Raw genomic sequence first — 21,408 nt, 5'->3', positions numbered from 1 at the left:
TGCCGGTTCAATCAAACAGGCGCAGCTTTGTTCCTCGAGGGGTGACTTCGTGAATGAGGATCCCACGCGTCTTCGTACCGAATTACAGCACGTGCCACTGAAAAGTTCTTGCAAAGCTTGCGCTTGATCATTGCTGCGACGGCAGATGAGGACAAATGAAATAAATCGCCGCACGCATTTGCCGGAACAACTTGCTTTCCAGCGGGGTTGCTCACGCAACGGGTGGGAGCACCATGCGTCCGGAAGGTCTTTATCCCCTCGACAGCGCAGGGAACATCGTTCCTCGTAGGACGGTGCTCATGGGCGTTGCCGTCCTAGCCCTGCTTCCGTCAAAAGCTTGGCCCACCCCCGCCGCGGATTCCTTCCGCCGGGTGAGGTTCGGGGTACTCGGCTTCGGAACCGCCGGCTGGGAAGTGGATATCACGCGTCGTCAGAGGCTCGACCGCGAGTTTGGCTTTGCGATGGATGTCGTACCCTTCGCGAGTGGCGAGGCGGCGAAAGTGGCGCTTCTGGCGGGCGCGGTCGACGTCATCGTGGCCGATCTCGTTTGGGTGGCGCGCCGACGGGCCGAGGGCGATGCCCTGTCAATAATCCCGTATTCGCGTGCACTCGGCACTCTTGATGTTCCGGCCGGATCGCCCATCCGTTCACTCACTGATCTTGCGGGCAAGCGTCTCGGGGTAGCCGGTGGTGCTCTGGACAAAAACTGGCTGCTGTTGCGGGCGCTCGCGAAACGGGAGCTCGATCAGGACATGAGGCTTCTCGCCGAACCCGTCTTCGGCGCAGCACCGCTCATATCCAATGAACTCCAGGCCGGTCGGCTCGACGCGGCGCTGACCTTCTGGAATTTCGCGGCGCGTCTCGAGGCGGAGGGTGCGCGGCCGCTGCTGACCGTTTCCGAAATGCTGGCGCGGCTCGGCATTTCGCCGGATGTGCCGTTGCTCGGCTACGCTTTCCGGGCGGAGTGGGCACAAGCTAATGCCGACCTGGTCGGCCGTTTCGCTGCCTGCCTCGGCGCAGCGAAGGCGGTATTGGCGCAGTCCGACGATGCATGGCGGGCGCTGGGGCCACGGCTTGGAACGGATAATCCCGATATCCAGACCCGTCTGCGGGACGGCTACCGAGCCGGCATCCCCGGCTCCTGGACGGCGCGGGAGCGCGGCGATGCCGCAAAGCTGTTCTCGATCCTGGCGGAGCTAGGTGGTCAACATCTGGTCGGCCAAGCACGCTCGCTGGATCCAGCGATATTCTGGACAACGGCGCCACCATGACATTGGCCCTGCTTTCGTCCCGCCTCGATGTCGGCGCGCGTTGGCGCGGGCTCGCTTCGCTCGCCGCCATGGTGTTGGCTTGGCAGCTTGTCGCGTCGCTAGCGGGGAGCCGTTTGTTCCCCGCGCCACTGGAGGTCTCGCAGCTCCTTTGGGAGGAGGCTCTACACGGTGTGCTCTTCCATCATCTCGGCATCACCTTAGCGCGGGTCGGCTTCAGCCTGGCGATTGCCCTGATCGTCGGCTCCGCCATCGGCTATGTCGCGGGGCGCTGGTCGGGCGTCGACCTCTGGCTGAAACCCTGGGTTCTCGTTTCGCTGAATATCCCGGCGCTGATCACAGTCATTCTGGTCTACGTCTGGCTGGGATTGACTGAAGTTGCTCTTGTCGTCGCAGTTGCCCTCAACAAGATCCCCACCATTGCTGTGACCATTCGCGAGGGCGCGAACCGCCTCGACCGTGACCTGAGCGAAATGGCCGCGCTGTACAGCTTCGACTGGAAGGTCCGAGCGCGCCATCTCGTTCTGCCGCAACTTGCCCCCTACGCTCTCGTCGCGGTGAGGAACGGCCTCGCATTGACGTGGAAGATCGTCCTGGTCGCGGAATTGCTCGGGCGTTCTGACGGGGTGGGCTTTCAGCTCCAAGTCTTTTTCCAGAATTTCGACGTGGCGCATATCCTCGTCTACACGATTGCTTTCACCGGCACTGTCCTGATCCTGGAATATGGCATCCTTGCTCGTATCGAGAAGCGCTGCACGTCATGGCGCCGGTGATGACGATCAGAATCGATGAGAAGTCCTATCCGGCCGCCCCGGGATCGCCGTCGCGGCCGCTGATCGCGGACCTTAGGCTGGACGTGTCTCCAGGGCAGGTCTGCGCCATAACCGGTCCGTCAGGGATCGGGAAATCGACGCTTCTGTCGATTGTCGCGGGCCTCGACCCTGACTTCCGGGGGGATATCGCGAACAGGCCCCGGCCAATCGGCTTCATGTTCCAGACACCGCGACTGCTGCCTTGGGCGTCGGTGCGCCGCAATGTCGAGCTCGCCATCCCCGGCCGAGAAGTAGAAGCGTCGCGCTGGATCGCGGCCGTCGGGCTTGCCGGCCACGAGGCGGCCTACCCCGAAAGATTGTCGCTCGGGATGGCGCGGCGGGTAGGGCTTGCCAGAGCGCTTGCGATCCATCCGGCATTGCTTTTGCTGGACGAGCCTTTCGCATCCCTCGATATCGCCACGGCGGAAGTGATGCGAACCGTCCTGCGAACCGAGATCGCGGCGCGCGGCGTGACGGTTCTGCTCGTTACCCATGAGCTCAGCTTGGCGGCGGAACTTGCCGACCGCGTCATCCTGCTTGACGGCGCGCCGGCGCGCATTCTGCACGACGTCAAGGGAGGCCGCTGCACAGCCGCGACCGCAGGTGGCGAGACGTCATCGCGTTCAGGGCGGATCCTGGCTGACTAGGGAGCCGAGCATGAGGGTTATCGTACTCTTCACTGCGCTGCTATTTGCGGGACCTTCTCTTGCGCAGGGGGATCGTATCGTGATCGGCTATCTCGGCGTTGAGCGGCCGCCGGTGTCGCCGCTCGGACCCCTTGACCAGACCGCCTGGGACGAAGGCCTTCAGGGCGCACGCCTCGGCGTCGCAGACGACAATACGACCGGAAAATTCCTCCGTCAGCATTTCGAACTCGCGACGCATGTGCTGAAGCCCGGGGATGATCCCGCCGCCGTCATGCGCGATTTCAAAAAGCGAGGTGTGGGTTTCGTTGTGGCCGATCTCGAGGCCACGCTGCTGCTCAAGGCGGCTGATGCGCCCGACGCGGCCAAGATGGTGCTGTTCAACAGCCGGGCGCCGGACGATGAGCTGCGCGCCAAGAACTGCCGCAGGAACGTGCTGCATACCATCCCGAGCAGGACGATGCTGGCCGATGCGCTTGCCCAGTATCTCATCTGGAAGCGATGGTCGCATTGGTTCCTGCTTGTCGGCCAGCATCCGCCGGACCAGAGCCTTGCCGTCGCCTTCCGACGCGCGGCGACGCGCTTCGGCGCCGAGATTGTTGCAGATCGGGCCTGGACCTTTCGGCCGGCCCATGGGCGCGCCGACACTGGCCATGTGACCCTGCAGACCGAAATTCCGGCCGCTACGCAGGTCGGCGACTATGACGTCCTCGTCGTTGCCGATGAAAGCGATGAATTCGGCGCCTATCTGGAGGGCCGCACGGCGCGCCCGCGCCCCGTTGCGGGCACGCAAGGCTTGGTTGCGACGGGCTGGAGCGCGGTGAGCGAGCAATGGGGCGCGACGCAACTGCAGAGCCGGTTTGATAAGCAGGCCGGCCGACGGATGACGGCTTTCGATTATGCGGCCTGGGCCGCCGTGCGCAGTATCGGCGAAGGCGCTACACGAACGAAATCCACAGATCCGGCCACCATCGCGGCCTTCATCAGAAGCGGCGATTTCCTTCTCGCCGGCTTCAAGGGCCAAGGCCTGAGCTATCGCCCATGGGATGGACAGCTTCGACAGCCGATCCTCGTTGCGGGCACGCGGCTTCTCGTCTCGTCGTCGCCGCAGGCCGGCTTCCTGCACCAGCGCACACCTCTCGACACGCTGGGCGTCGATCAGGAGGAAAGCGAATGCCACTTTTGAGAATGCTCGTTCTGGCACTGGTGTTCACCACAGTGCGGGGTGCACGTGCCGAGACGATCTATATTTCGAACGAGCAGGACAATACCATCACCGTGGTGGACGCCGGCAGCTTGGAGCTCGTCGCAACGATCGAGGTTGGCCGTCGGCCCCGGGGTCTTGCGCTGTCGGTCGACAGGACATCACTGTTTGTCGCCGTGGGGGACGACGACCGCATCGATGTGGTCGACCTGGCGAGCCGCCGTGTCACGCGACAGTTGCCCTCCGGCCCCGACCCCGAATTCTTTGTGGTCCATCCTGACGGCAAGCGCCTTTTCGTGGCCAATGAGGACGACAATCTAGTCTCGGTGGTCGATATCTCAGCCGCCCGGGTCATCGGTACCGTCGATGTCGGCGTCGAGCCGGAGGGCATGGCCGTCAGCGCGGACGGTCGGCTGGTCGCCTGCACGTCCGAAACCACCAGCATGGCCCATATCATCGATGCGGCCTCCCTCGAATTGACAGGCAATGTGCTCGTCGACACGCGGCCGCGCGCAGCCGTCTTTTCCCCGGACGGCTCGCGGCTTTGGGTGTCCTCGGAAATCCGTGGAACCATCACCGTCATCGATACCAGCACAAGTGAAGAGGCGGGCAAGATCGCGTTCGCCGTTCCCGGCATCCGCCGCGAGGGCGTGCAGGCGGTCGGCTTCGCCATGACCCGAGATGGTCGCAAGCTCTACGTTGCCATGGGGCCCGCCAACCGCGTCGCCGAGGTCGACACCCAGTCGCTCGCGGTGACAAAGCTCTATCTCGTCGGCCAGCGCCCTTGGCATATCGCACTGTCCGCCGATGAAAAGCGGCTGTTCAGCGCCAACGGCAATTCCGGCGACATCTCCGTCATCGATCTGGATCGTCAGGAGGTCGTCAAGTCGCTGCCCGTCGGGCGGGGGCCCTGGGGTGTGGTCGTTGGCCCATGACCGCCCTGCTGATCGAAGGTCTTTCCCACAGCTTCGGCAAACGCGAGGCACTGCACCAAGTGTCGCTCGCCATCGGGGAAGGCGGCTTTACCATTCTGCTCGGCCGGAACGGGGCCGGCAAGACGACACTCTTCTCGCTCGTCACGGGCCTCTATCACGCCCGTCAGGGCAGCATCCGAGTGTTTGGATACGACATGCGGCTCACTCCCGCCGCGGGACTGGCGGAAATGGGCGTGGTGTTCCAGCAGCCGACGCTTGATCTCGACCTCACGGCTCTTGAAAACCTGCGCTACCATGGCGGTCTGCACGGCTTGCCATCACGAGCTGCCGAAGACCGCGCCTGTAGGGAACTGGATCGTATCGGCCTGCGGGAGCGCGCGCGGGATCTTGTGCGCACATTGTCCGGCGGTCAGCGTCGGCGGGTGGAGATCGCGCGCGCGCTCATGCATGAGCCACGCCTCCTCTTGTTGGATGAGCCGACGACTGGGCTCGACATCCCCGGCCGGAGATCGCTCTTGTCCCACGTGCGTCATCTTTGCAGCGAGCACGGCCTCGCTGTGCTCTGGGCGACGCATCTTCTGGAAGAAGTGGAGGATCATGATCAGCTCATCGTGCTTGATGCGGGGCGCGTGCGCTGGGCGGGCCCGGCGGCGGATATGTCGCTCAAACTTGGCGCGTCCGATTTGCCGGCAGCTTTCGCCGCGCTGACGGAGAGACCATGAGGGGAAGTCACGCGCTGCGCGCCATGGGCGCCATTCTGCGTCGCGAACTGATGCGTACCCTTAGGCAGCGCGGCCGCTTCCTGTCAGCGCTGGTGCGCCCACTCGTCTGGATCGCGATTTTTGCCGCCGGTTTCCGCTCGGTGCTCGGCCTGTCGATCACCCCGCCTTATCAGACCTACATCCTCTACGAGGTCTACATTGTGCCGGGGTTGGCGGGGATGATGTTGCTCTTCCACGCCATGCAGAGCTCGCTTGCCATGGTCTATGACCGCGAAATGGGGAGCATGCGGCTCTTGCTGACCGCGCCGCTGCCCCGCTGGTTCCTGCTGGGCGCGCGCCTGTTCGCGAGTGTGCTGGTGGGTTTGCCGCTGGTTTATGTCTTCCTGCTCGCGTGCCGCTACTGGGACGTGCGTCCGCCGCTCCTGGGCTATGTCGCGGTCCTGCCGGCGTTGCTTTTGGCGGGCCTGATGCTCGGCGCCTTCGGCCTTCTCATCTCTTCGGTTTCGACGCAGATGGAGAATTTCGCGGGCGTCATGAACTTCGTTATTTTTCCGATGTTCTTCGCGTCCACCGCGTTGTATCCGCTATGGCGGCTGGCCGAGGCAAGTCCCGTGCTTTCGACGATTGCTGCGGTAAACCCCTTCAGCCACGCGGTCGAACTCATCCGCTTCGCCCTTTACCTTCGCCTCGATTTCACAGCATCCGTGGTGGTAGTCGGCTGTCTCGTCCTTTTCTTCGCGGCTGCGGTCTACGGCTATGATCCTGGCCGCGGCTTATGGGCGCGGCGCGGCGATGTCTAACTTGCAGGTCCCTACCCCCAGGCCGTTTTTTTTGGCGCCTGGCATGCCCCTATCGCAAGGCGTAGAGATAGGCTGCCACGTCCCGCGCCTCCTGTTCGGAAATCCCTGTGGACGGCATGGCCGTATGGGGAGCAATGGCGCGGGCGGAACGCAGCCAGCGCACCATGTTCTCCGTGTTGTTCGGCAGCACCCCGGCGAGATAGATCCGGGACGAGAGCGTCGCGTCGAGCCGTGGCCCGACCAGACCTCTCGCACCTGGTACGCCGGCAATGGTGTGGCACGCTGCGCAGCCGTTGGCGCGCATGATGGGAATGGCGCGCCCACCGACACCGCCAGTCGCCACGTCGATTGCGTGCCGCCTTTCGCTATCGCGATAGGCCCAGGCGCCGGCCATGAGAGCGGCGGCGACAACAATCGCCATGGCTGCAACCAGTAGGGCGCGCCTGAGAGAAGTGGCGCTGGGAACCGGCACGATCGCCGCCGGCAGGAGGCGTTCTCTAGAAAGCACAAGCGCTCGGGCGGTCTCGACTGTTGTGAGAGCTCGCCGGCTTGCCGGTCGTGATCGCCATCGCCCCACCAACCATCGGCCAATCACGCCAAGCGCAAATCCGCCAAGAAAGGCTCCGGCACAGCCCGCCCATGGCAGGACTCTAGCGGACGCGGAGCGCATAGGTATCTCCGTGGGGCGGGTCGGGCTGCGCCCTGCCGCTTTCCCTGATCCACAGGGCGGCAAGCCACAGCGCGGCGGCGCCATAGACGAGCCCGGCCGGCACCCACATCACCAGCCCCGCGAGCTGCTGATCCTCCAGCGGCGTCAGCCACCAGAGTTCGGACAGCGTTGTATTGGCCGGGTACCACAGGCGCGGTGACAGAACGAGGAGCACACCGAGAAGCGTCGTGTGCAGCGAGGTCAGGAAAAGATGCATCACCGATGCGCCCAGGCGCTGGTCATGGCCGCGGTGTGGCAGCACGACCCACCAGAACAGGAGGCCGGTGCCCAGGAAACTGGCGTGCTGGAGATAGTGAAGTGGGCCTTCGCGCAGTGCGGCCTCGAACAGGCCCGGCACATGCCAGATCCAGATCGCGACGCCATGCAGAATAGTGGCGATCCCACCACGCGAGACGAAGCGCCAAATGGCGCCAAGCCATTTCACCCGCAGCATATGTCCGCCTGCCGATCGCCAGCCTCGGGGCAAGGCCCACATCAGCGCGGCGCCGGGTGCAGAGGCCGCGATCAGCGGCGCGGCCACGGCCATCATCAGTTCATGCTCGATCATATGAGCGGTAAACAAATGCTGGCTGAGCCAATGGAGCGGGCTGACGAGGGCGAAGACAAGGGTCGCCCAGCCGGCGACGAAGAGCCCGGCCTGACGCAGCCTTTCGGGCCGGCCGCGGGCGCTGCGACGCCACAATCGCATGGCGCCGCTGCCATAAACGAGGATCACGAGGAGAAGCGGGAGAACGATAGCCGGCCCGACCGCCCAGGTTGCCTCGGGGGTCGCACCAAAGCAGATCGAGGCGTCGAAGAGCCAGCTCCATGGTCCTGCATAGACGGTCATCGCGTACACTCGTCCAGAATGAGGGCCGCCACTCCCTGCATGAGGATGACGGCCGCGAAGAGCACGGCGGTCAGCATCCCGATCATGGAGACGAAACGTTCCGTGCTCAGCGCGCGTTCCGGCTTGAACGCCGCCCCGCCCTTTCGCCAGGCACGCCAGGAGAGGGCTCCCCCCGCCAGAGCAATCAGGGTCAGCCCCAGCGCATTGATGGGGATGACTGGAAAGCGGGTTGCGCATTGCCATTCGACGAGCGCGTAGTTGAGCTGCGTGGAAATGGCCCATGCGCAAGGCCCGGCGAGCAGCCCGCCCCAAGATGTTCCCATCTGAAATGCGCGCATCTCAGAGCCTCGGCACCCAGTAGATCAGCACGTAGATCGGCAGCCACGTCAGGACGACGAAATCCCAGTAGAAGACATTGTCCTCGACATCGCTGAAGCGTCGGCCGCTGTGGCCATGGCGCGTGAACATCAGCGCCGTGAGCACGATGGTGTCGCCCACATCGGTTAGAAGATGCGTGGTATGCAGGCCAAGCAGCACCCAGAGCATCGAGCCATAAGCATTGGTGTCCCACAGGATGTTCAGCGCCGGGAATTCGAAATAGCGCACGACGAGCGGGAGTATGCCGAAAGCGCACATGACGAGGAGCCCAAGGCGCACCTGCCGCATCTCGCATCGCTTCGCGTGCCGCTCGAGAAGGTGGTTCGGGATGAGGCTTGCGAGAAGCAGCAGCGTAATGATGGTGCCGGGCCAATGGTTGGGCGCTGGCCGGCTCAGCGGCCAGGATGGCGCGATATAGACGAGGTAGAGATAGCTGCCTGCGGCTAGGGCGAAACCCGTGCCTTCCAAAGCCATGAAGGCGAGCGTGCCCCACCACGTGGGGCTGCGTGGGCCGAAGCCGTATGAAGGCAGATCAGACAGGTCGATGACCGTGCGCTGCTTCATTCCTCGTCCTCCGGGCTTCCCTTCGGCCAGAACCAGCCGATCAGCGCCACGGCAATGGGGAGTGCTCCCCAGATCACGGCCCAAGGCGTGAAAATTGAATAGAGGAACGTCCCGCCGACAGCGATCGCCGCAAAGAGCGGCCAGATGGACGGTGTCGCCGACTTTTCGCGGATGTCGGGCTTTGCTTCGGCGATGGTGGAAATCAGGAGTTCTCGGACGTCTACGCGCAGGCCTGAAGCAACCGGGAGCGTCTCACGGTCGGCCCACAGCGGCTCCCTATGAGTGACGACCGGAATTCTCGCGAAATTATAACTCGGCGGTGGCGACGCCGTCGCCCATTCCAGCGTTCCGGCGCTCCAAGGGTTGTCTCCTGCAGGCTCGCCTTTGCTTGCGCTCCGCAGGAGATTGGCGGCAAACAGCACGAAACTCAGGAAGAACGCCACCGCCCCGACGGTTATGAACAGGTTGATGTTCCCCCAGCCCAATTCCGAAGGATAGGTGTAGACGCGCCGCGGCATGCCCTGGAGCCCGACGATGTGCATGGGGAAGAACGCTGCATTGAAGCCGATGAAGGCAAGCCAGAAATGCCAGCGGCCAAGCCGTTCACTCATCATGCGTCCGGTCAGCTTCGGGAACCAGAAATAGGCCGCGCCCAAGAGCGGGAAGACCGAGCCCCCGATCAGCACATAATGGAAGTGAGCCACGACGAAATAGGTGTCGTGAACTTGAAGATCGAGCGGCACGGAGGCGAGCATCACGCCGGTCAGGCCGCCGGCCACGAAGATGAAGAAGAAGCCGAAAACAAAAAGAAGAGGGGTCTTCATGACCGGCCTCCCCTCCCAAAGGGTCGCGAGCCAGCAAAAGATCTGCAGGCCGTTGGGAAGGGCGATGAGCATGCTGGACGCCGTGAAGAAGCTCGCGCCGAGCTTCGGCAACCCCGTCGCGAACATGTGGTGGACCCACAGGCCGAACGACAGAATGCCGACGGCGATCAGCGAGAGGACAAGAGCCAGATAGCCAAACATGGGGCGGCGTGCGAATGCCGGAATGATAGCCGATACCATGCCGGTTGCCGGAAGAAAGATGATGTAGACTTCGGGGTGCCCAAAGAACCAAAACAGATGCTGGAAGAGCAGTGTGTCCCCGCCTTCGGCGGGATTGAAGATATGGGTGCCGACCAGCCTGTCGAGGATGAGGAAGGTCGACGCGATCATGACCGCTGGCATGGCGAAGACCACGACAAAGGAGGTCACCAGCATCGCCCAGACGTAAAGAGGAATCCGGTCGAGCGACAGGCCCGGCGCGCGCTGCTTGAAGATGGTCACGATGGTGGCGACCGCCACTGCGAGCGACGACACCTCCGTATAGGTAATCATCTGCGCCCACACATCGGCACGCTTGCCCGGCCCAAATTCCGGGCCGGAAAGCGGGACATAGCCGAACCAGCCGATATCCGGCCCCATGTTGAGCGCAAAGGAAACCCAGGCAAATAGTCCACCCGACAGATAGATCCAGAAGCTGAAGGCGGTGAGGCGTGGAAACGCCATGTTACGGGTGCCGACCATCAGCGGCACGAGATAGACCCCCGTCGCCTGCACAATTGGCACGGCGAACAGGAACATCATCGTGACCCCGTGCATGGTGAAAAGCTGATTGTAGAGATCGGGTCCAATCAAACCACGCTCCGGGCCCGAGAGCTGGATGCGCATTGCGACGGCGCTGAGCCCGCCCAGGCAGAGAAAGGCGAACGCCGTCAACAGATAGCGGCGCGCGATGACCTTGTGATCGACGGCGGAGAGCGCGCCGACAAGCCCCCGGGGCGTCGTCCAGGTCCGCGCCAGCCACCGCTCTAGGCTCGCGCGGTCGAGATCGGTATCACGGAGGCGCTGCCGCTCGGTTGGAACTGTGCCGGCGCTGCTCATTTGAGACTCTCGAGATAAGCCACGATGGCGTTCAGCTCATCGCCGCTGAGATCCGTGACGGGCATCTTGGCGCCCGGCTTGACGCCTTGCGGATCGGCGATCCACGCCGCGAGATTTCCATGGCTGAGGGGCAGCGTCCCCGCGGCAAGCGTCGTCCGGCTGCCGAGATGGGTCAGATCAGGGCCGCTTGTTGCCCCGGCCGGCGTGCCCTGGATGCGATGACACATCACGCAGGACTTGCTCAGGAAGAGCGTGCGACCGCTACGCTGCTCAGCCGAGATGGGCTCCGCAGCGTCCTTAAGCTGGGCAGCATACCATCCTTCGAACGCCGGCCGCGGCTCGGCCACCACCAGAAGCGCCATATGCGCATGCTGCATGCCGCAGAATTCGGCGCATTGGCCGCGGTAGACACCGGGCTTGTCGGCCTTGAGCGTCAGCGTGTTGATCATACCGGGGACGAGGTCGAGCTTGCCGTGCAGCGCAGGCACCCAGAACGAATGGATGACATCATCGGACTGCAGCACGAGTTTAACCGGCTCGCCGGCCGGGATGTGGATCTCGTTGGCCGTGGTCATCGTCTGGCTCGGTTGCGCATTCTCGTAACGCACTTCCCACCACCACTGGTGACCGATCACCCGGATCGTGAGCATGGCGTTCGCGCCAATGCTCGCCAGCGTTCGGTTAGCGAAGAAACTGAGCACGGTGAGCGAGACCATCACGACAGCCGTGACCCCGGCCGCGGCGATGACGGCGCGCATGGCGGCGCGCTCCTGACCGGCAGGGAGCGCGAGGGGATCGGCCCGCTCCGGCCGGGTTCGCGACAGGGCGACCATGAGCACGATCATCACCAGCGCCCACACGACGGCGCAGATGGCCGTGAATAACCAGATCAGCCGGGTAAGCTCGTCGGCTGCGGGTCCGTGGGGAGAGAGCGCTGATTGCAAGTCGTTGCAGCCGGCAAGCGCCAGCGCCAGCATCGCTAGCACGAGCGCAGGCCTTTTCATGGCGAGCGTCCCAAGCTCGCGGCATCGGGGAGCCGGTTTTCTGAAGGATGCGGCATCATGGCGTCGTTTCGGCCGGGCGCTGCAGCCTTCGATGCAAGCCCAGAGAGGGAACGTACGAAAGCGGCAAGTTCCCAGATCTGGTCATCCGGCACCCGGTCGCGGAAGGACGGCATGCCGTTGGGACGGCCGTCGCGAATGGTGGCGTGAATATTCTCGATCGAGCTGCCGTAGATCCATTTGTCGTCCATCAGCGCCGGCCCCATGCCTCCGCCTCCGTTGGCATGGCAGCCCGAGCAGTTGAACCAGTCGAACAAGCGCTTGCCTTCGCTGAGGTGAAAGGCATTCGCTTCAAACGCAGCCTTTGGATGGGAGGTCGCGGGCCTCTCACCCCCCGGGGCGAGGACGGTCACGGGCGTTGGCTCATCACCACTGCCCAACGCAGGGTCGGGGCGGGTCTCGCGTTCCTCACGCTGGCACCCGGCGAGCAGAATGCTCGCGCAGGCGAGAACGAGGGCCGCGCGCCGGATCATCGCGAAGCGGCCTTGGCATGGTCGAGGCGCGGGACACCATAGGCGGCGAGCAGCGCGTCGATCTCTGAGCGGTGCTTGGCCAGCGCCGCGTCGACTTCGTCGCGGAAGGCGACGTCCTCGCGGCGCACGCCCATTGATATGTCGTAGACCATGGGCAAGAGCGGGCCATCGATGCGCGGCGACACCGGCGTCAGTCTGAGCGGTGTCGCCGCGTGCGCCGCGAAGTAGCCCGCCAGGGGACCCCAGACGATGGCAAGATCGATCTCACTGCGAGCTAACGCATCGATGACGGCGGACGGCGGATTTGGTGTGGAATAATCGCCATAGACCGGAAAACCGCGCAGGTGGCCGACGATGCCGCGGCGCGCCAAGGCGGCGACCGGAGGCGAGTTTGCCCCGTCATCGCCGATCATCTGGACGCCGATGGTAAGGTTTCTCAGGCGAGGATCGTTGAAGGACGTGATGTCGGGGCCGCCCTGGCGGGTCACAAAGACATAGCTCGACCGATAATACGGCGCGGTGGTACGCAGCATTTCCAGATTGGCGGGCGTTCCCGGCACGAGGTCGCAAAGTCCCGCCTTCAGGGTGTTGCGGATGAAGCCTCGCCGCTGGGCCCACCAGACATAGGACACCTTCGCTCCCAATTCCTCGGCGATGATGTCGACGATCTTGTTTTCGAAACCCTCTTGGCGCTCGTTCGAGAAGGGCAAGTTGTTCGGGTCCGCGCAAACCCGCAATTCCCGCGCCGCTGCAGTAGCGCTCAGGCCTGCAAGAAGCAGGACGGCGGTGAGAAGCGACCGCATGCTGACCCCACGGCCGCTGAGTGGAGGTCTCACCTTGGACTTGTCTTCAGGGAAGCCTGAACACATAAAGTGCTCCCCCGGCTGTCGTAACGTCCTTCAGATCCTTCATCGCGTTGGCGAAGCCGAGCGCGGCGGTCGCGTCATTGGGATCGAGGTCGCCCGCGACCACCGCCCCGGCCCATCCGCCGACGCCCGACAGCACTGCAATATATTGATGCCCGTCGGGCCCGCGATAGGAGATCGGCTGGGCGATTATCCCTGACGAGGTTTTGAACTGCCATAACAGGTCGCCGGTCGTGGCGCTTACCGCCTTGAACCAGCCTTCCATCGTGCCGTAAAAGACGACGTCGCCGGCCGTCACCAGCGCCCCGCTCCAGACTGGAAAGTTTTCCTTGATCTTCCAAGCGGGCCGCTCGTTGGCGATATCCCAAGCCGTGAATTCGCCGCGATGGCCGCCCGGCCCCGGGATCATGCGCACATTCATGCCGACATAGGGCGTGCCGGCGATGTAGTTCACCTCCACGCCCTGTTCGTCCATGCACAGATTGTTATGAGGGATGTAGAGAAGCCCCGTGCGCGGAGAAAAGGCCGACGGTTGCCAGTCCTTGGCGCCCGAGGCGGTAGGGCAGATGTTGCGCACCACCTTTCCGGTGCCGGTTTCCTTCTCCGGATTGACGATCAAGCGCCCTGTCTTCAGATCGACCCCGTTGCTCGAATTGACCGCTCCGAAGGGCTTGGCCGACAGCACTTCTCCACTCGTGCGATCGAGCACGTAGAGGTAGCCGTTTCGCTCGGGGCGCACCAACACCTTGCGCGCCTCGCCCTTCCAGGTCATGTCGAGCAGCACCTGCTCATTGATGCCGTCGTAGTCGTGCTGATCATGCGGCGTCCACTGGTAAAACCAGCGCGCCGCCCCGGTGTCGGGACTGCGGGCAAAAATGCCGGCGGTCCATTTGTTGTCGCCAGGCCGCAGGTCCGGATTCCAAGGGCCAGGATTGCCTGTGCCGTGATAGATGAGATCAAGGTCCGGATCATAGGAAATCCAGCCCCACATGTTGCCGCCACCGATCTGCCATGCTCCCGGGGGCCAACTCGTCACCCCGAGGTCCGCACCTTTGTCGCTGTCATAGAACGGCTTGAAGTCCGGGCCGATGAGGACGTCCTTGTCGGGACCGGTGCTATAAGCCGTCCATACGATATGGCCATCGCTGATATCGAGCGCCTTCACCCAGCCGCGAACGCCGAGCTCGCCTCCCGAGTTTCCGACGAGGACCTTGTCCTTCACCACGAGTGGCGCCATCGTGATGGTCTCGCCGATATTGATGTCGCCGACCTTGGTGTTCCAGGCGGGGCTGCCGGTCTCGACGTCAACGGCGATGGTATGGCCGTCCAACGTGTTGAAGACGACCCGCCCGTTGGAATAGGCGGCGCCCCTGTTGACGACATCGCAGCAGGCCACGCCCTGGGAGGCGGGCTCCGGCTTGGGCTCGAACTTCCATTTCAACGGCGCGCCCGGCTTTGCGAGATCGAGGGCGTAGAGAATGTTCGGATAGGGCGTGACGATATACATCGTGCTGCCGACGACGAGCGGAGCCGCCTCGTGGCCCTTGTTGACGCCGGTTGAAAAGGTGAAAGCGACCTGCAGGCCCTTGACGTTCTCTTGGTTGATCTCACTCAACTCGCTGTAGCGCGTCGAGGCGTAGTTCTTCGCGGGCATGATCCATTGGCCATCGTCCGGTGCCGCCGCGGAAACAGGCGGTACGATCGGGGGGGCTTGCGGCTGGGCAAGGCCAGCAGGAAGCGGCGCAAGGCAGAGCACGCTAGTCGCAAGCAGGGACAAGATCCTCCTCCCAGGGCGAGCAGGCCTTGCCCCTGACACGTGAGGTGCGCCGAACGGCCCTTGTCTCATTGGCGCATCGAGCCTCCGACGCCGGCTCCAAGCTCGGATGCGATATCGGCCTCACGCCCGGCGCATTTCGGATGGCCCCATCCGGAGGCGCTCTTCCCGTTGGGGTCAATGTCATAGACGATCGCGTCTTTTCTTTGCGGGTTTACTCCGGCGGGCACTTTGTCGAGGCCGAGCGCGGCCCGAATTCGCCAGCCGATGTTATGGTCGGCGCAGGAGGAATCCCCGCTTACTCCTAATCCACCGACGATGCCCCTATCGTCGTAGAGCGCAAGGCCTCCTCCGAAGACGACAATCCCGCCGATCGGCTTCCCGACCAGGGGGTCATTGGCTGTTCCAAAGGCGGTGGGATCACCGCTATAGGCGGCGGCGACATTGACAGGATTCGTCAGTTCGAGACGAAAAAGGGGGCCACCCGGCTGCGCAGCGCTGTAGAGATTGGCCGTTGACAGCGCCATCTGGGCTAGGCTCAGTCCGTTGGCGGTATTCGCTTTCTCCGCCGCTATGAGGCGGCTGCCGGGCCACTGCGCGTCGACCGTCGGTCCACTGAAGGCTATGGCGCATAAGGCCCCGTCCCGCGCGACGACCGCCGCCCATTCGTGGGTTTCGAAGCCGCCATTAACCGGCCCGCCACTTGCCTTGACGCTTGCTTTCAAGGCGGAGAGCAATTGATCATGTTGGACTGGACAGGGCGCTCCGGCATTGGCCACCCCGCAGAGGGCGCTTACGAATGCGCAGATACCGAATAAAAAATGTTCGCGGGTGGGCCGGAATGAATAAGGCGCGATATTCATCTTCGCTGTCCTTCAGATGAACATTAAGCGCTAGCTGGAGGAATGGTTCCAGTGCAGGGAGAAAAGCCCGAATAGTTTCCCTCCCCGAACTTTGTCTGGGCAGCAGAATTCGGAGGATGCGTCGGGTCTGGATTGCACGGGGGTGGCCGCGCCTCCACAGCCTACTCGGGGGATGGATCTGCGGGTCCTTTAACCGGGACCAGTTCGCATCCACGGTAGGTCGATAGGCAAGATGCTTTTGTGGTCGCGTTCACCCGCTAGGCTGGTTCGGCGGCTCGTCCCGCCATCGACATCGTACCCGTGAAGTCGCAAAGCCCGTCGCTCTCATGCAGCAGCAAGCCCGAGAGTATAACTGCAAAGGTTTTGCTTATAGTCATCACAGTCGCCCTCGCCGCCACGGTTCTCGTTGTCCGATTAAGCCTCTAGCGTATGCTTATCATTCACAGTAATGCCACAATGGAATTCGGAACATCATATCACCGGGACTGTTTCTCTTATGTCCGAAACGATGTGAGGAGAATGATCAATGGCCAACCAGACATCGAACCGCGGTTTTGGTGCTATGGACAACGACAAGCAGCGCGAGATCGCGGCGAAGGGCGGACACGCCTCCGGCGGCAACTTCAAGAATGATCCCGAGCGTGCGTCCGAAGCCGGAAAGAAGGGTGGACAGCAATCGGGCGGCAATTTCGCTCATGATCGGGAGAAGGCCTCCGAGGCCGGCCGCAAAGGTGGCCAGCACTGACCCGATGATCCATGTCGTGGCGAGGGACCGTCCTCAGGGCGGTCCCTTTGCTTTTGGGGCGGAGGAACGCATCTTCAGCCGAGATCCCTGTTAAGACGAGTCAATTTGGAACGGCTCGGCCCGCGCTCGCACGAGAGAAAGAAACACCGTACTATCCATGATCGCTGGCAAAGTGTTCGGCAGTTGGCGCTGGAAGAAAAAGATTCTTTCGCCCGACCGGGAACAAAAGATGACTGAGATCGATAAGACAGCTCACTCAGCAGAACTCGCGGCGATGATACGTGAGCGGATCAACACCTGCCTTTCGGCTAATCGACCGCTGCAGGTTCTTCCCCTTGAAAACGATCTGCTGCGAACCTTCCCTGACTTCCGGGATCGCCGGGTGATCCGCGACAAGATCACCGCCCTCGCCATCGCCCGAGGCGTGCCGCTGCTCATGGAAGATCGGGACACGAGACGTTGATCGCGTTCGCGAGCCGATGGCTCGCCTGGGCTCGACCCTGTCGTCCTGTGCGGCGCGGGGTAACCTCGCCATCGAGGTTTTGACTCCATTGTACATCGTTGTCGTGGGTAACGGCTTGGAGAGCCTCCGCTCCGTCCGCCATTGCACGGTCGGCCGCGAGGTGTGATGGCCGTGGAACCAGGGCGGCAGCCTGGCATTATTTGGCTGGAAGCCTTGGTGGCTCCAAATGGAAAGGTAAGCGTTCTTGGAGGATAGAATGAGCGACTGGCACTTCTCCGCTCCCGTCAGGCTCTGCTTCGGTCCGGCCTCGGAAAGGACGGTCACGAACGCTTGGGAAGCGATTGAAGTTCTTCGTCGAGATTGGCCCGGCCAGCGTGATCGTTGGTATCAACTCGCGCTCCATGCGTGCCAGGACGCCATTGATGGATTTCGTCCCGGCCGCATCGCGCGCAAGGCGCTCGTCCGCGCGGCGCGTATGGCCGGCTTCCGAGTCACGTCGACATAGCCTGAGTTCCCGGCTGGAAACCATCTCCCTCGCTGAATGCGTGCTAGCATCCCCGAGCATTTGCGGCCCTCTCGACAGAGGGCCGTCGCGCGTTGCCCCTGCATCCTGACGACAGGATGTAGCAAGATAGGTCTGTTTACGAGCCTCTGCGGGACTCGGGCAAAGCGATGTTGGCGAGCCAGCGCCGAACAGTCGCTTCTTCATCCGCAGATAAGCCGCTGGTGATCTCCTGCTCGATGGCTCGAACACGCTTCTTGCAGCACGCCAGCAGTTTCTTGCCCTTTTCAGTGAGCTCGATGTGCTGGATGCGGCCGTGAACTGAATGCGGTTGTCGGAAAATCGCACCGCCACGCTCCAGGTTTGATACGATCACGCTAACCGTCTGCGGCGTAAGCAGCGCCAGACGGGCGAGATCCGCGTTTGATAGACCGGGATAATTGGCGAGCATGGTCAGCACGGCGAATTGCGGCTGCGTGACCTCGAGGTCGGCCATCGCTCGTTCAAGTCGAAGACGAAATGCGCCTGCTGCTTGGCGGAGCAGATAGCCGAGATGTCCATGCTCTCCGCGTTTGCCCATGCCAGGCTCGGGAATCGATGCGTAGCCGCTCGCCTTGCCCATAATATCAATGCTCGTATATGATGTTCGAATTGTGATATTATGGTTGTAAGTGGGGAAAGGCTTATGGGCAAAAAGATTTTTCTCGCTGGCGCGACCGGTGCGATTGGCAAACGGCTGACGCTCCTGTTAGCGGAGGCGGGTCACCACGTCATCGGCACAACCCGATCGCCGGGTCAGGCGAAGGAGCTGTCCAGGAGCGGCGTCGAGCCGGTTATCGTCGACGTCTTTGACGCTGAGGCGTTGCACGACGCCGTGGTGGCGGCCCGGCCGGACGTTGTCGTACATCAATTGTCAGCTCTGCCCCCCGGCCTCGACCCCACTCGGATGAAGGAGGCGTTGAGGGCGAATGCGCGGGTGAGAGAGGAGGGCACGAGGAACCTCGTTTCCGCAGCCCGGGCTGCGGGTTGCCGCAGGCTGATCGCCCAGAGCATTGCCTGGCTCTATGCCGCCGGCCCGCAACCGTTTGTCGAGGCGTCCCCCCTTATCAACAGCGCGGTTGGGGAACTCGATGTCACCAGACGTGGTGTCATCGCACTGGAGGAGAGCGTGCTGAACGCAGCAGCGATAGATGGCCTTGTCTTGCGCTATGGAAGGATCTATGGGCCGGGCACCGGCTTTGACGCGCCCCCTGCGTCGCTTCCGCTTCACGTGGATGCGGCAGCCTACGCTGCCTTCCTCGCGATCGAGCACGGCCAGCCGGGCGCCTACAATATCGTTGAGCCCAACGAAGCAGTCGCAACCCACGAGGCCGTTACAGAACTGGGTTGGAGTTCTGTGTTTCGCGAGCCTGCTGACCTTTGACCTGAGTACCCCTCACCTTGTTCCGGCTTTCGCGAGGGGTGAGGCGTGGTCATTCGAAGTGGTAGTGGAAGTGGTCACCGCAGGCCGAGACACGGCCGGCCGTCGGGGCGGGAAAGTGGTGGGGCAAAAGCAGCGCTCTGCTGTCGGCCGCCTCTGCCAGCAGCCGACCTCGCGCCTCAGCTGCTTTGCCGGGGTTCCAACACGCGATGGTGGACCATTTCGGCTCGCGGCATTGCAACGCGTGATGCATGAGATCGCCCAAAGCGATGACCTCCTGACCGCCGGAATGGATGCGGACGCAATAGTGCCCCGGGGAATGCCCCGGGGTGGGCATCAGCGAGACGTAATCGTCGATCCGGTGTGCTCCAGTCACCAGCTCGGCCTGCCCGGCCTCAGCGATGGGCAGGCAATTGAGCTGCCAGACACCGTCGCGCTCCCCCGGGGCGACGATTCCACTGGCAGCCACGTCCTGCCAATAAGCGTATTCCCGGCGCTCGAAGAGATATCGCGCTTTGGGAAAGGTCGGCACCCATCGGCCTTTTTCCAGCCGGGTGTTCCAGCCGGTATGGTCGATATGCAGGTGGGTGCACAGCACGTAGTCGATATCGGCGACGGTCAGGCCGAGCCGGTGCAGGCCGTCCAGCCAAGGCTTCGTGTCCCAGGCGATATCGAACTTGTTCTCGCCCATGCAGGTGTCGACCATGACGATGTTGCGGGGTGTCCTGACGACGAAGCTCTGGAAGGCGAAGACCATGCGTCCGGAGGCAGCGTCATAGAGGAAATCGGGCAGCTCGGACATATGGGCCCGGGCCAGATCGGCGTCGCAGTCGACAAAGAATTCCCAGGGTCTGCGCGACAGTTTCTCATGCTCAAGGATCGAAGAGATCGTCACGTCGCCGATGCGGATTGTTTCCATCCTGGAGCCCTTATTTCAAGGGGCTGAAGTCGATCACGATCCTTGTGCGCCAGCAAGGCCGACAGACGGTGAATTTCGCCCAGCGAAATGGTGGAGATTGCGCCATTGCCATAGCTGGTGGCGCTCATAAACTTGGCCATCATGAATTCCAGAGCGCCGGATGCATCTCTCTCTCACTACATGGTCGTTTCCCCAGTTGCTGCTTGGAGAAGCCGCTGCCGTTGCCAAGGCCATCGGCATGTCGGCGATCGATATCAGCACGCGCTACCGCACAGGCCTCGATAAGCCAGAATTGCTCCATGATCCCAGGGCGAGCGCGGAGCGCGTGCGGATGCTGGACCTGCCGGTGTCCAACTATTTCCACCACTTCGGTGCCGACGTCTCTGACCGCAACCTGGCACTTCCGGCAAGCCGGGATGCCAACGTTCGCGATTTGGAGCGGGTGCTGACCTTCGCCGACGCGGCCGGCATTCCCACCGTGTTCTTTCTTCCCGGCATGATCAATCCGGGCCAATCGCGGCGCCAGGCAATGGCTGCTTCGGTCGAGAGCCTCAAAGCCCTGGCGCAGGTGGCTTCCCATTTCAAGGCCAGGATCTGCATCGAGCCCGCCGTCCGATCATGCGCGGAGACACCGGATGGGGTGCGGGAACTGTTGGACCGGACCGGTGTGGCCCTTGCCCTCGACTATTCGCATTTCATCTGCCTCGGCCACAGCCAGCAGCAGATTGATCCCCTTGTTCCATACGCGGCTCACGTGCACCTGCGGCAGGCGAGGCCAGGCCATCTTCAGGCGCCGTTCGACAAGGGGACGCTGAATTTCCCCGCCCTTTTCGGCGCATTGCGCGAGGCTGGCTATTCCGGCGCGCTGGCTATCGAGTTCATCCGCCAGGTCTTCACCAATGACTGGGCGGATGACGTGATGACCGAGACCATACTGATGCGCGACTGCTTTAACGCGTGGATGGCGACCCCATCCGCATGAGACCTCCGGAACAAGGCGGGACGAATATGGATATCTCGGGCTACAGCGCGCTATCGCGGCATCTGGAGGAAAAGATCATCGCCTATTGGCATGACGTCGATTTCCATTGGGGTAGCAAGGCGAGCGGTCATTACACGCCCGACGGCACGTTCCTCAGCCCCAACGCGCGCTACGAGGGGCGGGAGCAGATCGCCGAATTCTACGCTTGGCGGAAGGATCGCGGCGAGCGCGTCAATGTGCATCTCGTAGGCAATTTTTACCTGCGTGCCGCGGAGGGGGATCGCGCTGAAGCGCATTGGATTTGTACATTGTTCGCGCAGGACGGACCGGCGCCGCAACCCTCCGCGCCCCCTATCGCCATCTCCCGGGTGGAGGATGTGTTCCTGCGCCAGCCAGATGGCGAGTGGCTGTGCCGAGAGCGCGTCTGGCACACGCTTTTCCGCGGCGGTGCGAAGACGACGGCGCTGTCGGCTGCCGAAATGGCGGACCGGTTGGCGCGTAGGACGGGGTAGGCGCCGAGATCAGCATCCGT

At 62.9% G+C, this 21,408-nt stretch carries 26 protein-coding genes; 13 read left to right on the top strand and 13 right to left on the bottom strand.

The features are described from left to right. Positions 1-299: 299 nt before the first annotated feature. From KIO76_RS22455 to KIO76_RS22425, 7 genes are read left to right on the top strand one after another with little or no spacing between them, the layout of a single operon-like run. Positions 300-1,271: an ABC transporter substrate-binding protein gene (locus KIO76_RS22455; RefSeq protein ID WP_213325820.1), complete on the top strand. Its 972-nt coding sequence runs from the start codon at positions 300-302 to the stop codon at positions 1,269-1,271. Beyond that, complete coding sequence (locus KIO76_RS22450; RefSeq protein ID WP_213325819.1) at positions 1,268-2,041, top strand: ABC transporter permease; 774 nt, start codon at positions 1,268-1,270, stop codon at positions 2,039-2,041. The genes KIO76_RS22455 and KIO76_RS22450 overlap by 4 nt, the downstream gene beginning before the upstream one ends. Further along, entirely contained in the window at positions 2,041-2,727 is a 687-nt protein-coding gene (locus KIO76_RS22445) for an ABC transporter ATP-binding protein (RefSeq protein ID WP_213325818.1), read from the top strand. The genes KIO76_RS22450 and KIO76_RS22445 overlap by 1 nt, the downstream gene beginning before the upstream one ends. Before the next feature lie 10 nt (positions 2,728-2,737). Next, positions 2,738-3,910: a lanthanide ABC transporter ABC transporter substrate-binding protein PedA1 gene (locus KIO76_RS22440; RefSeq protein WP_213325817.1), complete on the top strand. Its 1,173-nt coding sequence runs from the start codon at positions 2,738-2,740 to the stop codon at positions 3,908-3,910. Then, positions 3,898-4,863, top strand: a complete 966-nt coding sequence (locus KIO76_RS22435) for a PQQ-dependent catabolism-associated beta-propeller protein (RefSeq protein ID WP_213325816.1) — start codon at positions 3,898-3,900, stop codon at positions 4,861-4,863. Before KIO76_RS22440 ends, KIO76_RS22435 begins: the two co-directional genes overlap by 13 nt. Next, positions 4,860-5,585: a lanthanide ABC transporter ATP-binding protein PedB/LutE gene (locus KIO76_RS22430; protein WP_213325815.1), complete on the top strand. Its 726-nt coding sequence runs from the start codon at positions 4,860-4,862 to the stop codon at positions 5,583-5,585. Before KIO76_RS22435 ends, KIO76_RS22430 begins: the two co-directional genes overlap by 4 nt. After that, entirely contained in the window at positions 5,582-6,385 is an 804-nt protein-coding gene (locus tag KIO76_RS22425; protein WP_213325814.1) for a lanthanide ABC transporter permease protein PedC, read from the top strand. The genes KIO76_RS22430 and KIO76_RS22425 overlap by 4 nt, the downstream gene beginning before the upstream one ends. 49 nt (positions 6,386-6,434) lie before the next feature. Here the strand turns inward: KIO76_RS22425 and KIO76_RS22420 are convergent, their stop codons facing one another. From KIO76_RS22420 to KIO76_RS22375, 10 genes are all read right to left on the bottom strand, one after another. Beyond that, a complete protein-coding gene (locus KIO76_RS22420; protein WP_213325813.1) occupies positions 6,435-6,806 on the bottom strand; it encodes a c-type cytochrome in 372 nt (123 codons plus the stop codon). 229 nt (positions 6,807-7,035) lie between these two features. After that, on the bottom strand, positions 7,036-7,944 hold the full coding sequence (locus KIO76_RS22415; RefSeq protein ID WP_213325812.1) for a cytochrome c oxidase assembly protein: 909 nt from the start codon (positions 7,942-7,944) through the stop codon (positions 7,036-7,038). Continuing rightward, a complete protein-coding gene (locus tag KIO76_RS22410; RefSeq protein ID WP_213325811.1) occupies positions 7,941-8,282 on the bottom strand; it encodes a hypothetical protein in 342 nt (113 codons plus the stop codon). The genes KIO76_RS22415 and KIO76_RS22410 overlap by 4 nt, the downstream gene beginning before the upstream one ends. A 1-nt stretch (position 8,283) precedes the next feature. Further along, a complete protein-coding gene (locus tag KIO76_RS22405; protein WP_213325810.1) occupies positions 8,284-8,886 on the bottom strand; it encodes a cytochrome c oxidase subunit 3 in 603 nt (200 codons plus the stop codon). Then, on the bottom strand, positions 8,883-10,808 hold the full coding sequence (gene ctaD / locus KIO76_RS22400; protein WP_213325809.1) for a cytochrome c oxidase subunit I: 1,926 nt from the start codon (positions 10,806-10,808) through the stop codon (positions 8,883-8,885). Before ctaD ends, KIO76_RS22405 begins: the two co-directional genes overlap by 4 nt. Then, positions 10,805-11,812 carry a cytochrome c oxidase subunit II gene (coxB, locus tag KIO76_RS22395; RefSeq protein WP_213325808.1) on the bottom strand — a complete coding sequence of 336 codons (1,008 nt, stop codon included), beginning with the start codon at positions 11,810-11,812 and terminating at the stop codon, positions 10,805-10,807. The genes ctaD and coxB overlap by 4 nt, the downstream gene beginning before the upstream one ends. Continuing rightward, positions 11,809-12,342, bottom strand: coding sequence for a c-type cytochrome (locus tag KIO76_RS22390; protein ID WP_213325807.1), 534 nt, complete (start codon positions 12,340-12,342; stop codon positions 11,809-11,811). The genes coxB and KIO76_RS22390 overlap by 4 nt, the downstream gene beginning before the upstream one ends. Next, positions 12,339-13,145, bottom strand: a complete 807-nt coding sequence (locus tag KIO76_RS22385; RefSeq protein ID WP_213325806.1) for a substrate-binding domain-containing protein — start codon at positions 13,143-13,145, stop codon at positions 12,339-12,341. The genes KIO76_RS22390 and KIO76_RS22385 overlap by 4 nt, the downstream gene beginning before the upstream one ends. Before the next feature lie 46 nt (positions 13,146-13,191). Further along, the gene (locus tag KIO76_RS22380; protein WP_213325805.1) at positions 13,192-15,054 is read right to left on the bottom strand and encodes a methanol/ethanol family PQQ-dependent dehydrogenase; all 1,863 of its coding nucleotides are present in this window, start codon (positions 15,052-15,054) and stop codon (positions 13,192-13,194) included. Then, positions 15,051-15,707 carry a heme-binding protein gene (locus KIO76_RS22375; RefSeq protein WP_349629422.1) on the bottom strand — a complete coding sequence of 219 codons (657 nt, stop codon included), beginning with the start codon at positions 15,705-15,707 and terminating at the stop codon, positions 15,051-15,053. Before KIO76_RS22375 ends, KIO76_RS22380 begins: the two co-directional genes overlap by 4 nt. Before the next feature lie 664 nt (positions 15,708-16,371). On the opposite strand from KIO76_RS22375, the gene KIO76_RS31465 reads away from it, so the two are divergent. From KIO76_RS31465 to KIO76_RS22360, 3 genes are all read left to right on the top strand, one after another. Continuing rightward, positions 16,372-16,590 (top strand): con-10 family general stress protein, encoded by a 219-nt coding sequence (locus KIO76_RS31465; RefSeq protein ID WP_213325714.1) that lies wholly within the window; start codon positions 16,372-16,374, stop codon positions 16,588-16,590. A 157-nt stretch (positions 16,591-16,747) separates the two neighbouring features. Further along, complete coding sequence (locus tag KIO76_RS22365) at positions 16,748-17,053, top strand: hypothetical protein (protein ID WP_213325803.1); 306 nt, start codon at positions 16,748-16,750, stop codon at positions 17,051-17,053. 256 nt (positions 17,054-17,309) lie between these two features. Then, entirely contained in the window at positions 17,310-17,558 is a 249-nt protein-coding gene (locus KIO76_RS22360; RefSeq protein WP_213325802.1) for a DUF982 domain-containing protein, read from the top strand. 136 nt (positions 17,559-17,694) lie between these two features. Here the strand turns inward: KIO76_RS22360 and KIO76_RS22355 are convergent, their stop codons facing one another. After that, positions 17,695-18,177 (bottom strand): MarR family winged helix-turn-helix transcriptional regulator, encoded by a 483-nt coding sequence (locus KIO76_RS22355; RefSeq protein WP_213325801.1) that lies wholly within the window; start codon positions 18,175-18,177, stop codon positions 17,695-17,697. A gap of 63 nt (positions 18,178-18,240) precedes the next feature. Between KIO76_RS22355 and KIO76_RS22350 the strand changes: the two genes are divergently transcribed. After that, positions 18,241-18,978: an NAD-dependent epimerase/dehydratase family protein gene (locus KIO76_RS22350; protein WP_213325800.1), complete on the top strand. Its 738-nt coding sequence runs from the start codon at positions 18,241-18,243 to the stop codon at positions 18,976-18,978. A 49-nt stretch (positions 18,979-19,027) separates the two neighbouring features. Here the strand turns inward: KIO76_RS22350 and KIO76_RS22345 are convergent, their stop codons facing one another. Together KIO76_RS22345 and KIO76_RS22340 are read right to left on the bottom strand one after the other, a co-directional pair. Further along, positions 19,028-19,894 (bottom strand): MBL fold metallo-hydrolase, encoded by an 867-nt coding sequence (locus KIO76_RS22345; protein ID WP_213325799.1) that lies wholly within the window; start codon positions 19,892-19,894, stop codon positions 19,028-19,030. After that, on the bottom strand, positions 19,867-20,034 hold the full coding sequence (locus tag KIO76_RS22340; RefSeq protein ID WP_213325798.1) for a hypothetical protein: 168 nt from the start codon (positions 20,032-20,034) through the stop codon (positions 19,867-19,869). The genes KIO76_RS22345 and KIO76_RS22340 overlap by 28 nt, the downstream gene beginning before the upstream one ends. Positions 20,035-20,054: 20 nt before the next feature. On the opposite strand from KIO76_RS22340, the gene KIO76_RS22335 reads away from it, so the two are divergent. Then, on the top strand, positions 20,055-20,876 hold the full coding sequence (locus tag KIO76_RS22335; RefSeq protein WP_213325797.1) for a sugar phosphate isomerase/epimerase family protein: 822 nt from the start codon (positions 20,055-20,057) through the stop codon (positions 20,874-20,876). Continuing rightward, positions 20,873-21,388 (top strand): YybH family protein, encoded by a 516-nt coding sequence (locus KIO76_RS22330; protein WP_213325796.1) that lies wholly within the window; start codon positions 20,873-20,875, stop codon positions 21,386-21,388. Before KIO76_RS22335 ends, KIO76_RS22330 begins: the two co-directional genes overlap by 4 nt. Positions 21,389-21,408: the final 20 nt, after the last annotated feature.

The sequence above is a fragment of the Chelatococcus sp. YT9 genome (assembly GCF_018398315.1).
Taxonomy (GTDB): domain Bacteria; phylum Pseudomonadota; class Alphaproteobacteria; order Rhizobiales; family Beijerinckiaceae; genus Chelatococcus.
This window is presented reverse-complemented; position numbering and strand designations above follow the sequence as displayed.

Coding starts and splice junctions, on each gene's coding strand:
- KIO76_RS22440 (WP_213325817.1), top strand. CDS start 2,738: ATGAGGGTTATCGTACTCTTCACTGCGCTGCTATTTGCGGGACCTTCT.
- KIO76_RS22455 (WP_213325820.1), top strand. CDS start 300: ATGGGCGTTGCCGTCCTAGCCCTGCTTCCGTCAAAAGCTTGGCCCACC.
- KIO76_RS22435 (WP_213325816.1), top strand. CDS start 3,898: ATGCCACTTTTGAGAATGCTCGTTCTGGCACTGGTGTTCACCACAGTG.
- KIO76_RS22380 (WP_213325805.1), bottom strand. CDS start 15,054: ATGAGACAAGGGCCGTTCGGCGCACCTCACGTGTCAGGGGCAAGGCCT.
- KIO76_RS22355 (WP_213325801.1), bottom strand. CDS start 18,177: ATGGGCAAGGCGAGCGGCTACGCATCGATTCCCGAGCCTGGCATGGGC.
- KIO76_RS31465 (WP_213325714.1), top strand. CDS start 16,372: ATGGCCAACCAGACATCGAACCGCGGTTTTGGTGCTATGGACAACGAC.
- ctaD (WP_213325809.1), bottom strand. CDS start 10,808: ATGAGCAGCGCCGGCACAGTTCCAACCGAGCGGCAGCGCCTCCGTGAT.
- KIO76_RS22420 (WP_213325813.1), bottom strand. CDS start 6,806: ATGGCGATTGTTGTCGCCGCCGCTCTCATGGCCGGCGCCTGGGCCTAT.
- KIO76_RS22410 (WP_213325811.1), bottom strand. CDS start 8,282: ATGCGCGCATTTCAGATGGGAACATCTTGGGGCGGGCTGCTCGCCGGG.
- KIO76_RS22345 (WP_213325799.1), bottom strand. CDS start 19,894: ATGGAAACAATCCGCATCGGCGACGTGACGATCTCTTCGATCCTTGAG.
- KIO76_RS22415 (WP_213325812.1), bottom strand. CDS start 7,944: ATGACCGTCTATGCAGGACCATGGAGCTGGCTCTTCGACGCCTCGATC.
- KIO76_RS22330 (WP_213325796.1), top strand. CDS start 20,873: ATGAGACCTCCGGAACAAGGCGGGACGAATATGGATATCTCGGGCTAC.
- coxB (WP_213325808.1), bottom strand. CDS start 11,812: ATGAAAAGGCCTGCGCTCGTGCTAGCGATGCTGGCGCTGGCGCTTGCC.
- KIO76_RS22360 (WP_213325802.1), top strand. CDS start 17,310: ATGAGCGACTGGCACTTCTCCGCTCCCGTCAGGCTCTGCTTCGGTCCG.
- KIO76_RS22390 (WP_213325807.1), bottom strand. CDS start 12,342: ATGATCCGGCGCGCGGCCCTCGTTCTCGCCTGCGCGAGCATTCTGCTC.
- KIO76_RS22405 (WP_213325810.1), bottom strand. CDS start 8,886: ATGAAGCAGCGCACGGTCATCGACCTGTCTGATCTGCCTTCATACGGC.
- KIO76_RS22425 (WP_213325814.1), top strand. CDS start 5,582: ATGAGGGGAAGTCACGCGCTGCGCGCCATGGGCGCCATTCTGCGTCGC.
- KIO76_RS22430 (WP_213325815.1), top strand. CDS start 4,860: ATGACCGCCCTGCTGATCGAAGGTCTTTCCCACAGCTTCGGCAAACGC.
- KIO76_RS22450 (WP_213325819.1), top strand. CDS start 1,268: ATGACATTGGCCCTGCTTTCGTCCCGCCTCGATGTCGGCGCGCGTTGG.
- KIO76_RS22340 (WP_213325798.1), bottom strand. CDS start 20,034: ATGGCCAAGTTTATGAGCGCCACCAGCTATGGCAATGGCGCAATCTCC.
- KIO76_RS22350 (WP_213325800.1), top strand. CDS start 18,241: ATGGGCAAAAAGATTTTTCTCGCTGGCGCGACCGGTGCGATTGGCAAA.
- KIO76_RS22365 (WP_213325803.1), top strand. CDS start 16,748: ATGATCGCTGGCAAAGTGTTCGGCAGTTGGCGCTGGAAGAAAAAGATT.
- KIO76_RS22385 (WP_213325806.1), bottom strand. CDS start 13,145: ATGCGGTCGCTTCTCACCGCCGTCCTGCTTCTTGCAGGCCTGAGCGCT.
- KIO76_RS22335 (WP_213325797.1), top strand. CDS start 20,055: ATGCATCTCTCTCTCACTACATGGTCGTTTCCCCAGTTGCTGCTTGGA.
- KIO76_RS22445 (WP_213325818.1), top strand. CDS start 2,041: ATGACGATCAGAATCGATGAGAAGTCCTATCCGGCCGCCCCGGGATCG.